10 protein-coding genes are annotated in these 12,578 nt (G+C 39.2%); 5 read left to right on the forward strand and 5 right to left on the reverse strand.

Annotation, left to right across the window (positions count from 1 at the left end):
• The 3 genes from M2419_RS08670 (at position 1) to M2419_RS08680 (ending at position 5,409) form a co-directional block, all read left to right on the forward strand.
• On the forward strand, positions 1-3,165 hold the full coding sequence (locus M2419_RS08670; protein ID WP_153847330.1) for an efflux RND transporter permease subunit: 3,165 nt from the start codon (positions 1-3) through the stop codon (positions 3,163-3,165).
• Positions 3,158-4,597 (forward strand): TolC family protein, encoded by a 1,440-nt coding sequence (locus M2419_RS08675; RefSeq protein WP_259254784.1) that lies wholly within the window; start codon positions 3,158-3,160, stop codon positions 4,595-4,597. Before M2419_RS08670 ends, M2419_RS08675 begins: the two co-directional genes overlap by 8 nt.
• Before the next feature lie 125 nt (positions 4,598-4,722).
• The gene (locus M2419_RS08680; RefSeq protein ID WP_259254785.1) at positions 4,723-5,409 is read left to right on the forward strand and encodes a Bax inhibitor-1 family protein; all 687 of its coding nucleotides are present in this window, start codon (positions 4,723-4,725) and stop codon (positions 5,407-5,409) included.
• Between the two features lie 79 nt (positions 5,410-5,488).
• Here the strand turns inward: M2419_RS08680 and M2419_RS08685 are convergent, their stop codons facing one another.
• From M2419_RS08685 to M2419_RS08705, 5 genes are all read right to left on the reverse strand, one after another.
• Positions 5,489-6,001: an SRPBCC family protein gene (locus M2419_RS08685; RefSeq protein WP_153847327.1), complete on the reverse strand. Its 513-nt coding sequence runs from the start codon at positions 5,999-6,001 to the stop codon at positions 5,489-5,491.
• Between the two features lie 138 nt (positions 6,002-6,139).
• Entirely contained in the window at positions 6,140-6,580 is a 441-nt protein-coding gene (locus tag M2419_RS08690; protein ID WP_153847326.1) for a carboxymuconolactone decarboxylase family protein, read from the reverse strand.
• A gap of 126 nt (positions 6,581-6,706) precedes the next feature.
• Positions 6,707-7,072 carry a VOC family protein gene (locus M2419_RS08695; protein WP_153847325.1) on the reverse strand — a complete coding sequence of 122 codons (366 nt, stop codon included), beginning with the start codon at positions 7,070-7,072 and terminating at the stop codon, positions 6,707-6,709.
• Between the two features lie 27 nt (positions 7,073-7,099).
• On the reverse strand, positions 7,100-8,131 hold the full coding sequence (glsA, locus tag M2419_RS08700; RefSeq protein ID WP_153847324.1) for a glutaminase A: 1,032 nt from the start codon (positions 8,129-8,131) through the stop codon (positions 7,100-7,102).
• 103 nt (positions 8,132-8,234) lie between these two features.
• Positions 8,235-9,626, reverse strand: a complete 1,392-nt coding sequence (locus M2419_RS08705) for a family 10 glycosylhydrolase (RefSeq protein WP_259254786.1) — start codon at positions 9,624-9,626, stop codon at positions 8,235-8,237.
• Between the two features lie 323 nt (positions 9,627-9,949).
• Here M2419_RS08705 and M2419_RS08710 point away from each other — a divergent pair, with 323 nt between their 5' ends.
• Together M2419_RS08710 and M2419_RS08715 are read left to right on the forward strand one after the other, a co-directional pair.
• The gene (locus M2419_RS08710) at positions 9,950-11,116 is read left to right on the forward strand and encodes a porin (protein WP_153847323.1); all 1,167 of its coding nucleotides are present in this window, start codon (positions 9,950-9,952) and stop codon (positions 11,114-11,116) included.
• A 20-nt stretch (positions 11,117-11,136) separates the two neighbouring features.
• Positions 11,137-12,567: an anion permease gene (locus M2419_RS08715; RefSeq protein WP_075992653.1), complete on the forward strand. Its 1,431-nt coding sequence runs from the start codon at positions 11,137-11,139 to the stop codon at positions 12,565-12,567.
• The last annotated feature ends 11 nt before the right edge of the window (positions 12,568-12,578 follow it).

Genomic DNA, 12,578 nt, shown 5'->3' on the forward strand with positions numbered 1-12,578 from the left:
ATGTTTAGTCGTTTTATAAATAGACCAGTACTTTCGATCGTTATATCACTGATCATTGTGTTTTTGGGTGTGCTTTCTATGGTACAGCTTCCTGTAACACAATTTCCATCTATATCGCCACCGAAGGTGAATATCACTGCCGAGTATCCTGGAGCAAATGGTGAGTTGATGATTAAATCAGTTATCATACCGCTAGAGCGGGCGATAAATGGGGTTCCGGGCATGAAATACATGGCTTCTGATGCCGGTAACGACGGGGAAGCAAGTATCCAGGTGGTATTCAACCTAGGAACAGATCCGAATCAGGCTTCGTTAAATGTGCAGAACCGTGTGGCTTCTGTGGTCAATAAGCTTCCTCCAATTGTGGTACGTGAGGGGGTGAAGATTACACGTGAAGAATCCAATATGCTCATGTACATCAATCTCTATAGCAAAGACAAAGAGCTTGATGGAAACTTTATGTATAACTATGCGGACATGAATATTGTATCCGAATTACGTCGTGTAGACGGTGTTGGGGTAGCTAATATTCTTGGAACGCGCGAATTAGCGATGCGTATTTGGTTGAAACCAGATCGTATGACAGCTTACAAGATTTCTGCAGAAGAGGTGATGAAAGCCTTATCAGAGCAGAGTTTGGAAGCTTCACCAGGTAAAGCCGGCGAGTCGTCTGGTATGACCTCCCAATCTTTCGAATATGTATTGAAATACCCGGGACGTTTTACGACAACTGAAGGTTATGGCAATATCGTATTACGTGCGGGTGAAAATGGTGAAATGTTACGCTTAAAAGATGTTGCGGACATCAAATTCGGTTCAGCGATGTATGATATCTATTCTACACTGAATGGAAAACCATCCGCAGCGATTGTCTTAAAACAATCCTATGGAAGTAATGCTTCTCAGGTAATCCAAGACGTTAAAAGCAAAATGAAGGAATTGAAGGCATCTTTTCCTAAAGGGCTGGATTACGAAATTAGCTATGACGTTTCAAAATTTTTGGATGCATCCATGGAAAAAGTAGTCCATACTTTATTGGAAGCATTTGTGCTTGTTGCTATTGTCGTTTTTCTATTCTTAGGAGATTGGCGCTCGACGTTGATTCCAACTATTGCAGTGCCGGTTTCATTGGTGGGATCGTTTTTGTTCATGCAGTTTTTTGGAATTACCATCAACTTGATCACCCTATTTGCATTGGTGCTTGCCATTGGTGTGGTTGTGGATGATGCGATTGTGGTTATTGAAGCTGTCCATGCCAAAATGGAAGAGCTTCATATTTCGGCTTATAAGGCGACCAAAAAAGCGATGCATGAAATCAGCGGTGCCATTGTTGCGATCACATTCCTTATGGCGGCGGTTTTTATCCCCGTTGCCTTTATGTCTGGTCCAGTAGGGATATTCTATCGGCAGTTTTCCATTACCATGGCAACATCAATCATCTTATCGGGTGTTGTGGCATTGACACTGACTCCAGCATTATGTGCGATCATGCTGAAGAATAATCATGGCAAGCCAAGAAAGAAATCCATTATCGATAAGTTTCTTGATTCTTTCAATAGATTGTTTGATAAGATGTCCAACAAATATGTTTACTTGTTGAAAGGGATAGTGGATAAACGGGTGTTTACATTTTTAGTATTGATAGGTTTTTGTATTGGAGCCTATTTTTTGAATAATGCTGTTCCTGCAGGTTTTATCCCCAATGAAGACCAGGGGATGATTTATGCTATTATTCAAACGCCGCCAGGGTCGACATTGGAAAGAACCAATCTAGCGGCCCAAACATTGCAAAAAGAAGCTGAAAACATTGATGGTGTACAATCGGTATCGTCGTTAGCTGGTTATGAAATCCTGACTGAAGGAACTGGAGCAAATACAGGTACTTGTTTGATCAACTTGAAAAGCTGGGAAGAACGTAAAGAATCCTCGCAAGAGATTATTGAGCAACTAGAGGCTGCTGCCAAAAATATCCCAGGGGCGTCTATCGAATTTTTCCAACCACCGGCCGTACCGGGCTATGGTGCCGCGGGTGGATTTGAGCTTCGTCTTCTGGACAAAGCCGGTTCTGGTGACTACAAGAAAATGGAAACGGTAAGTAGGGATTTTGTGCGTGAGTTGAATAAGAGACCTGAATTATCATCCGTATTTACCTTCTACAGTGCGAGTTTCCCACAGTATATGTTGCATATAGACAATGATCTGGCGCAACAGAAGGGGGTTACTATTGATAATGCACTGAATACGCTTTCGACTTTGGTTGGTAGTAATTACGAAACGAACTTCATTAAGTATGACCGCCAATATAAAGTTATGGTTCAGGCTTTGCCGCAATACAGGGCTTTGCCGGAAGATATCTTAAAGCTATACGTGAAGAATGAAAAAGATGAGATGGTTCCATTTTCAGCATTTATGCATATGGAAAAGGTTTACGGTCTTTCTGAGATCACCCGACACAATATGTATATGGCGTCCGAAATCTCAGGCTCTGCCGCACCGGGTTACAGTAGTGGTGAAGCAATTCAGGTGATTAATGAAGTCGCCGCTAAAACTTTGCCTCGGGGCTATGGTATTGATTGGGCTGGTATCTCCAAGGATCAGGTAGGGCGCGGAAATCAGGCGATTTATATCTTCTTAATTTGTCTTGGTTTCGTTTATTTGATACTTTCCGCACAATATGAAAGCTTTATTATGCCTTTTGCGGTGTTGCTTTCTTTACCAATCGGGATCTTCGGTGCCTTTCTACTATTGAAGTTATTGGGATTGGAAAACAACATTTATGCACAGGTCGCTTTGGTCATGCTCATAGGTCTACTTGGCAAAAATGCCGTGTTGATTGTTGAGTTTGCCGCTCAGCGGCATTCGCAAGGATTGAGTATCATCGAAGCTGCCTTGGACGGTGCAAAAGTGAGGTTTAGACCTATCTTGATGACATCTTTCGCCTTTATCGCCGGGTTGATTCCTTTAGTTATGGCATCTGGTCCTGGGGCGATAGGTAACCGTACGATCGGTACAGCAGCAGCGGGAGGTATGTTGTTTGGAACAGTGTTCGGTATTTTAGTGATACCAGGCTTGTACTATATCTTTGGAACTATTGCCTCTAGACGTAAGCTTATTAAACACGAGGATGAAAATCCATTAACTGAAGAACTTGATAATAATGACTAATCGCAGAAAAATACAATGGGTCATTGCATTTTCGCTTTCAGCAGCAGTGACGGGATGTAAGGTTCCGAAAGCGACACAAATACAGGAGAATAAATTTGTTCCGCAGCAATTTACAGACGTAGATAAATCTGACACAACGAATTCAGCATCGGTTAAGTGGCGTGAATTTTTTACTGATCCAAATCTAGTTGTATTAATAGATACAGCTTTGAAAAACAATCAGGAACTGAATGTTACTTTGCAGGAGTTGGCAATTGCAAAAAACGATATTCTTTTACGAAAAGGGGCGTTGAAACCTACCGTTGGTTTACGTGCCGGAGGAGGTGTTGAAAAAGTTGGACGATATACCAGTCAGGGGGCGGGTGATGCCAGTACAGAAATTGCTCCTGGAAAGGAAATGCCGGATCCACTGGGAGATTTGACAATTGGTGCGTATGCAAGTTGGGAAATCGACGTTTGGAAAAAACTTAAGGACTCCGAGCAAGCCGCACTCAACCGCTATCTTGCTACTGTAGAGGGGAAAAATTTTGTCTTGAGTAGCCTCATTGCCGAGGTTGCCCGTTCGTATTATGAATTATTGGCATTGGACAATCAGTTGACCATTATCAAACAGAATATCGAGCTACAGGACAATGCGCTTGCGGTAATCCGATTGCAGAAACAGGCTGCTCGTGTAACAGAACTGGCGGTTCAAAAGTTTGAGGCTGAAGTGTTGAAAACCAAAGGTATGGAATTTGAGACGAGGCAGCAGATCAAAGAAACTGAAAACCGTATTAATTTTCTGTTGGGGCGTTTTCCACAAGAGATCAAACGCGACAAAAGCAATTTTGTCGATTTGATCCCGGCGAAGGTTCAAACAGGTATACCGAGCCAATTACTGAGCAATAGACCTGATATTCGTGAGGCAGAGTATGAGCTCGCTGCCGCGAAGTTGGACGTACAGATCGCGCGGAAAGAGTTTTATCCTTCTTTGGAGATTTCGGCGGCTTTGGGTTTACAGGCATTCAAGCCTTCCTATCTATTTAAGATGCCTGAATCAGTTTTATATAATCTAATAGGGGAGCTTGCAGCGCCATTGATAAATAAAAATGGGCTTAAAGCGGAATTTAATACGGCCAACGCGAAACAAATACAGGCGGTATATAATTACGAGAAGACAATTCTGAATGCTTACTTAGAAGTCTCTACACAACTTTCTAATATTGAAAACCTAGGGCGCAGCTACGATTTCAAAACAAAAGAAGTTGAGGTTCTGAATAATACCGTGTCTGTGTCCAATGATCTCTTTAAATCAGCGAGGGCAGACTATATGGAGGTTTTAATGACACAACGCGATGTGCTGGATTCGAAACTTGAATTGATAGAAACGAAGAAGCAGCAGCTCAATGCTGTTGTCAATATCTATAAAGATTTGGGAGGAGGCTGGAAATAAGTTGTTTGTTTGAATGGACCCCGCTAGGCGGGGTTCTTTTTTTATAAGCCTATGCAAACTTCTTTCTTGTGGAAATAGAATTAATGCTTATTTTTAATCGTTATTTAATCAATCGTATTTGTTTTATGGAATCACAAGAGTACGTTCTTATCAATGATGACGCTGAAAGGGGAGTGTTTTATAAAAAAACTTATCTTCATGTTGCGCTTTCGATTTTAGCATTTATCGTTTTGGAAACTTTGCTGATCAAATTGATCCCTTATGATTTTATCGTTTGGATGGTTAGCGGAAAATTTATTTGGTTGTTTTTATTGGGATGTTTTTGGTTAGGGTCCACACTTTCATCAAGATGGACACTTTCGCAAAGCCGTCAAACCCAGTATCTAGGACTAGCTTTCTATATTGTACTGGAAGCAATCATCTTCCTGCCGATGATTTTTATGGCGGTGTTTATGACCGAAGGAATTAGTGTCATTTATCAAGCAAGTATAATGACTTTGGCATTGTTTACTGGGCTTACTGTCGTTGCATTTGTATCCAATAAAGATTTTTCATTTCTCAGGAATATCCTGGTAATTGGGGGCTTCTTATCCTTGGGGGCAATTGTCGCTGGAGCTATTTTTGGTTTTGAACTTGGATTATGGTTCTCGGTTGCAATGATTACACTTGCTTCCGGAAGCATACTCTATCAAACTCAAAATCTGAAGTATAGTTACGGCAACGAACAATACGTTGGGGCGGCCCTACAGCTATTTTCATCAATAATGTTGCTATTTTGGTACATTCTACGAATTTTAATGCGCAGAAGATAAATTTTGTTCATTTTAAAAATAAGAAACGGTGGTTAAAGTAAAGTTTATTTTAATCACCGTTTTTTACTTTGTATAGTCTCTATTTTAGTCTATTTTTTAGATTCTTCAACCCTTGATCGAAATCTTTGTTCATATTCATAAATAAATTCATAAAGTTCCATGGATAGGGCGATTTTCCTGAAATACCCCAAGTCACTGAGGTTTGATTAGGCGAGATCTCTTTTAGGATAAAATAACCTTTGGCTGGTTCGCCCATGCCGAAATCGAGGGACGTTTCGATCGTTTCGCCATCGACGATTTTTGTAATAGTCTGTGAACCTTTACCAACTTTCTTACCATCCCAGCTGGATTTATAGCCAACTTGACCATCTACACCCTGTTCAGTTTTTTTCATTTGGGGATCTGAGAGTTGCCATACACCAAAGTTATCTTGGTTCTTAAGCATTTTTACATAGTTGAACACTTCCTGCTTTGGCTTATCGATCGTGATCTCACTTTGGGCCGAGAAGTCTTTACTGACGAAGATCGCTGTAATTAAGGGTATAGCGATGATGATCGCTAAAACAATTAGGATTTTTTTTATAATTTTCATAATCATGTATTTATATAGGTTTTCCTAATAAAGATAAATGATAATTGTGATTTTAACAGGAAAATAAAAGGAAATTATTTGTAAATGAAAAAGCCTTTTCCAATATTGGAAAAGGCTTTTTTGCGAAAGCGCCTAAAACTACTTTAATAGTTCCAAATGCGTGCTGATGCCAATTCTATTCCACGCATTTATGGTAATAATTGCCATAATAATCTGTGCAATCTCCTTTTCTTCAAATATTTCTTTTGCTTTTTGAAAAGTGCTTTCTGTCAATCCCTTTTGATGTATCAATGTGATCTCTTCTGTCATCTCCAACAATATCTGTTCTTCCGTAGTGAATAGATCCGTTTCTCGCCAGGCATTTAATAAAAATATCCGTTGCGGAGTTTCACCATACTTCAACGCATCCTTTGTGTGCATATCTAAGCAAAAAGCACAGCCATTGATCTGTGAAGCACGTATTTTTATGAGTTCCTTTTGAATAGGATTTAAAAAAATATCGTTGAGATATGTTTCCAATCCCATCATCGCCTTATAGGCGGTTGCATCTACTTTTGCAATATTAAATCGTGTGGTCATTGTTTTAAATTTTGATAAGACAAAGTTGCATCAAACATTCAACACAAAAGTTAAACTGGTTTAAGAACGGATATTTTTTACTGATGAATACAATCCAACATGCGATTGACAAACAAATAGATCTGACTAGGCTGATACAATCAGGTAATAGTTATCGGGGTCACGTAGGATAAATTGATCCTTCAGAGAATTCTCATTGTAATGTATATCTTTCTCAATGACTGCATTTAGCAAAGTAGCGTTTTCGAAAATTTGCTGTAAATTGTCTACTCTAAAGAATAATATGAATCCATTCCCTGCATTTATTTGATCGAGCATAGTAGGGTGATCATGTTCACCCCATTTGTGTAAACAGAGAATAACAGTTCCGTTATCCGTGAGAATTTCAAATGTTTCTCCTCCATGTTGACCGGTACAGCCTAAAAGCTTTTGATAGAATTGTGAGCTTTTGGGAACGTTATCCACTGCGATGATTGGTTCTGTCCGTATCATGTTATAGTTGATTTTAATTTACTAAGGTTAATAAAAGAGACTTAGTGATTTCTCTTCCACCAAATCTAATATCATGCGATATGCAGCCACAGAGTTACCGTGTTGATCCAAGGCTGGACTATAGGCCCCTATACCCATTTTATTCGGTACACTTACTGCGATTCCGCCACCAACGCCCGATTTACTCGGAAGTCCCACAGTTCTTGCATATTCGCCACTAAATTCGTACATCCCTGCAATGAGCATTTGCGATTGAACTAACTGGGATAGACTTGGATTATTGTATTGCTTATTTCCATCATAGCGCACACAATGATTGGCAAAAAAGAAACCTATTTTAGCCAGATCCTCTGCGGTTATCTCAATTGAGCACTGTTTAAAATAATTATTTAGTTTATCTTCACCTTCACCATCAATGAGTCCATTGTTGCGCATCAGGTAGAACATACCTCTGTTTCGATTTCCAGTCTCCCGCTCCGAATTATATACGGATTTACTATAATCAATATTTTCATTATTTGTTATAAAACGAATCATATGGAGTATTTTAAGAAAAGGTTCCTCACCTGTTCCTTTAATGAGCGATGTTGTTAAAATGGCGCCGGCGTTCATCATCGGATTGAGCGGTTTGCCCGATGTTTCCAAATTCGCAAAATGATTGAAAGGTTTGTCTGTACCAAAGTACCCCATTTTATCAAAAATATTTTGTTCTCCGTTTTCCAATACAGCAACCATTAATGAAACAATTTTTGAAATACTCTGAATGGTAAATCTTTGTTGTACATCTCCGATACTAACGATTGTTCCATCACTATTTACAACCGAAAGAGCAATGGATGATGCGTTGGCTTTACCCAATTCCGGAATATAATCGGCCACTTTACCTTCTTTGAATGACTGTCTATTTTTATCCAATATTCTATCCAATAATGCCTTATCAATAATCGCGGTTTTAGGACCCTGCTGGTTTTGAATGCTATTTTGAGCAAAGGCTACAGGAATTGATCCGCAACATATCAAGCCAATAATACAGGCTGCCAACCTAAGATTTTTTCTCATTTTTTAATTATTTGTTCGTTCCAAAGATAGGAAACAGTGTATTAAAAAGAAAAGAGGTGCTAAATAGATAACGTTTTAGCACCTCTTCTTAGTAGGTCATCCTTTAGGCTGCATTTGGAGCTGGATCAACATTCCAACCGGAAAGTATTCCGCCATAGAAAAAGAAGGTGACGTAAAAATTCTTTTTGCTCACCTTATCAGTAACGAGGTACTTTTGAGTGACATCATATGCATCTATTTTTTTATATTTAGATAATGCTATCGTGCTGGCAGCAGGGTTTTCTGAGCGGACCAAATCTTGTATCTTTTGGTTGATTAATTTCATAATACCTTCTTTTTTGAAGGGATTATTTTCGATTTTCACGTGCGCCAAACGTGTTAAAGTTCCATTATTTTGAGCTTTTCTCGCTTTCGCAGCAGTTGTATAGGCTCTGAATTTTTCCCTGATCTGAGGATCTTTTAAGCTATGGATGGTAAAAATAGAAATTCCCTGCGCACCATTATTTAGTGCCTCATCCATATCGGCAAATATTTCCTCATTATTTTTAGCCATCAATCCACAATATAGGGTAGTATTTGCACCTTTGTCGCGCACATTTTCTAAGGTACAATCGCTAATAAAGCTTGGATCTTCTGTATAAAAATTGCTGTATACCATCGGAAAAACAACATCTAAATTCCACTTACCCCAATCTTGACGTACCATACGCGAAGCCATTTTGGGGGTCGGAAATGGGGATGCTGCCATTGTTTTGCCATGAGAATGAACAATTTCTGCAATCATATTGGCGATATCTGTTATCTGATCGCAACGAAATTGGCGCCATTTGAGATCTTTCGATGGATCTTTTTGTGCACGAGGGTCATAGCCATATTGTTTTTTAAATTTTTCTATAGCAATGGGATGGTATCCGTAATCCCAAGCGGGATACTCGCGATCTTGGACAATATTATATTTAGGCCAAAGGGTTGTGGGGAGGACAACATCCACATAACGATTGTAGTCAATAGAGATACCCGCCAATCCCTCAACTTCACAATAGGATTCAATTTTCTTTTTGATATATTCTTTTACTCCTGGTACTACAGGCGATAAAAATTTATAATAACCAACGTATGCAGTGGTATCTGCGAGACTTTTTCCGTTGCGATTGACACTGAACCAATCTGGATGCTCTTTAAGTATTTTATCTCTATCATGTTCCAGATTCATCGTCCAAAGCCACGCGATAACTTGGATGCCATATTTTTTTGCAATAGGAATTGCTACACGATACTCATCTGGACTAGCAGCATTTAACATCACGCCATCGATTCCTAGGTAGTTCATCTCACGGCAAATAGAATCAAAGTTTGTTTTGGCGTTGTAATCTAGCCAAGTCCAAAACATGGCAGGTTTTTCCTTGTCTGAGGCGTGAGCGCTTGATACTGAAAAGCTTTGGATCAAAAGAAGCGCAAGGCCAATAAAGCATGTTCTGATTAGTTTTTCTTTCATAATATATTTATCGATTCTAAAATGTATTACATATTTAAATGACGAAGTTTTTTCATGAAGTGCAAAATTCATGAAAAGATCAATCTATAGGTTTTAAATTTAGATTGTATTGAAATTCGCCTGTGAAATTACATAAAAAGGTGGAATTTATACCTGATCTTTTTTTAATCAGTTTGATTTTCTTACAGTTATTAAATTTTATTAGAATAACAAAACATTTTTTAAAGCTATGTGTTGTACCTACAACATTAGATTTAGAACGACAAGATTATTAACAATGAGAAGTAAGCTGGGCTACTGGCTAAGAAAAAAATTGTTTAAGTATGAAGAAACGCTATATTCCAATTTCTATTGCATGTTTATTGAGCCATACCTTGGTCAAAGGGCAAGAACCAGGTACTGTACAAGAGAATAAAGTTGATTCTGTGCAACAAAAAAAAGACGACACGACGTATCCCAAGCTTCAGGTGAAAGGTTTGTTTCAGGCCCGTTACCTTGTTAGTGCTACAAAAGATGTTGATGTCAATGGGCTACATCACAGTGATGGTTCAGGTACGGATAACAATTTTATGGTGAAATATATGCGGGTACAGATGCGCGCTCAAATTAGCAAGCGTACTGAAGTTGCCGTATTAGCTAACCTCGCAGATTTCAAAAGCGATCCCAAAACAAAAGTGCTCGAAAATGCCTACTTGAAATATACATTTAGTCCCAAATTGGCAATCACAGTGGGCCAATTTCGTCCTTGGTTTGGCATCGAGGAAACTTACCCTATTGACATCATCAAATCTTTGGACTGGTCGAACCAGTATCTTGAATTCGGTAAATTAGGTTGGGCAAGTTTTCAAATCGGGGTTGCTGCGACAGGCGAGACTACACTAGGTGATATGCCCTTTAGTTATTCCTTATCTGTGGTAAACGGGAACGGGAAGAATCAAGTTGTTGATAACGATAATGGTAAGCAATATGCCACCCGTCTGGTCTTTGGGCTTTCAAAGAAGTATGGTGTTAATTTAGGGCTTAATGGTGGCGTAGGTGATGTGATGAAAAAACAAGTACATGCATTGGGGGTAGATCTAACTGGTAATGTTAGTTTTGGTAAACGATGGAATCTTGATATGCAACTGGAAGCAAAACAGGCGATCAATCATAACCTGTATTATTCTTTGGAAGAAAGTGCGCGAACATCCAAGTTGAGCGACTATTTGGTCCGCGGTATCTATTTTCTACCCAACTTAAGATATGAAGTAAATTATTTCAATCTAAGTGCTTTTGAGCTATCATGTCGGTATGAGTATATTGACCCAAATTACAAACTCAATGCAAATGCGCGTCAAACATATACGCCGATGTTTGGCTTGGAATTTTTAAAAAATTATGGTGCAAGGATACAATTGGGACTTCAATTGGACCGATATAAAAAGCAGACAGAGAATACCAGCGAATTCAACAAAAATTTATTTATTGTTCAAGTACAAAGTCGATTCTAATCTATTAAACTACGTTTATCATGAAAGAAATAAGTATTAAAAATGTTGCCATTACTTTCTTAGTAGCACTCATTTTATGGTTTATCCCAATACCGAAAGGCGTCAGTCCGGAAGCCTGGCATTTATTTGCAATTTTCGCCGCAACCATTCTTGGGATTATTTTAAAAGCGGCTCCTATGGGTACCATGTGTATGATGGCCATTGCGTTTACGGCCCTGACACAAGTATTGGCCCCTGGAGATGCGGGTAAGTCGATTACTAAAGCTTTGACGGGTTTCGGAGATAAGGTAATTTGGTTGATTGGTATCTCATTTTTTATTGCCCGGGGGTTTATTAAAACTGGACTGGGAAATCGAATTGCCTTTCTTTTTATTCGAGTTTTTGGAAAGAGTTCATTAGGGTTAGCTTATGGATTGGGGTTGGCAGATGTTTGTTTAGCTCCGGCGATTCCCAGTAATACAGCCCGAGGGGGAGGGATTATTTATCCCATCATGAAATCGATGGCAATTAGTTTTGATTCTGTTCCAGATAAGCCAGAGACACATCGAAAATTGGGATCCTATCTAACTTTAAATAGTTATTATATGAATCTAATTGCGTCTTCGATGTTTTTGACAGGAACGGCCAGTAATCCAATGTGTCAAAAATTTGCTGCGAACCTAGGAATTGATATTACCTGGATGTCCTGGGCTATTGCTGGATTTATACCTGGTATTGTCGCATTTTTTGTAGTACCGCTTGTTCTTTATAAGTTATATCCACCTGAATTGAAAAAAACAGGTGATGCACCTAAGATGGCGGCGCAGAAATTAAAAGAGATGGGACCAATTTCCAGGAATGAATGGTTAATGCTTTTGGCGTTCTTTATCTTGTTGGCATTATGGATTTTTGGTGGTTCTTTTTCAATTGATGCGACAACTACAGCCTTCATCGGTTTGACGCTACTTTTACTGACCTCTGTATTGACCTGGGAGGATGTTAAAGCCGAAAAAGGAGCATGGGATACGATTGTTTGGTTTGCTGTTTTGGTTATGATGGCCAGTTCTTTAAATGAGCTTGGCTTTATCGGTTGGTTTAGCGACCTGATCAAAGTACAGATTGGTGATTTAAGTTGGCAAATAGCCTTTCCGGTAATCATTCTTGTTTATTTCTTTAGTCACTACATTTTTGCGAGTGCTACCGCCCATGTTGCGGCTATGTATGCGGCCTTGTTGGGGGTTGGTGTTTCTTTGGGTATTCCGCCAATGCTGCTTGCAATGATGCTTGGATTCTTGGGCTCTATCTATGGTGTTTTGACACATTATGGCCATGGCCCTGCACCGGTATTTTTTGGAAGCGGATATGTCGATTTAAAATCATGGTGGCTGCGTGGACTGGAAATTGGTATCGTATTATTGGTGATTTATATGGGTGTCGGTGGATTGTGGATGAAGGTTATAGGCTATTATTAAAATTAAGATCT

It is taken from the genome of Sphingobacterium sp. BIGb0116, from assembly GCF_024808035.1.
In the GTDB taxonomy this organism is placed as follows: Bacteria; Bacteroidota; Bacteroidia; order Sphingobacteriales; family Sphingobacteriaceae; genus Sphingobacterium; species Sphingobacterium paramultivorum.

Excerpts from the sequence above, each read along its gene's own strand:
- M2419_RS08710 (WP_153847323.1), top strand. The coding sequence starts at position 9,950 with ATGAAGAAACGCTATATTCCAATTTCTATTGCATGTTTATTGAGCCAT.
- M2419_RS08705 (WP_259254786.1), bottom strand. The coding sequence starts at position 9,626 with ATGAAAGAAAAACTAATCAGAACATGCTTTATTGGCCTTGCGCTTCTT.
- M2419_RS08685 (WP_153847327.1), bottom strand. The coding sequence starts at position 6,001 with ATGAAAATTATAAAAAAAATCCTAATTGTTTTAGCGATCATCATCGCT.
- M2419_RS08680 (WP_259254785.1), top strand. The coding sequence starts at position 4,723 with ATGGAATCACAAGAGTACGTTCTTATCAATGATGACGCTGAAAGGGGA.
- glsA (WP_153847324.1), bottom strand. The coding sequence starts at position 8,131 with ATGAGAAAAAATCTTAGGTTGGCAGCCTGTATTATTGGCTTGATATGT.
- M2419_RS08715 (WP_075992653.1), top strand. The coding sequence starts at position 11,137 with ATGAAAGAAATAAGTATTAAAAATGTTGCCATTACTTTCTTAGTAGCA.
- M2419_RS08690 (WP_153847326.1), bottom strand. The coding sequence starts at position 6,580 with ATGACCACACGATTTAATATTGCAAAAGTAGATGCAACCGCCTATAAG.
- M2419_RS08670 (WP_153847330.1), top strand. The coding sequence starts at position 1 with ATGTTTAGTCGTTTTATAAATAGACCAGTACTTTCGATCGTTATATCA.
- M2419_RS08695 (WP_153847325.1), bottom strand. The coding sequence starts at position 7,072 with ATGATACGGACAGAACCAATCATCGCAGTGGATAACGTTCCCAAAAGC.
- M2419_RS08675 (WP_259254784.1), top strand. The coding sequence starts at position 3,158 with ATGACTAATCGCAGAAAAATACAATGGGTCATTGCATTTTCGCTTTCA.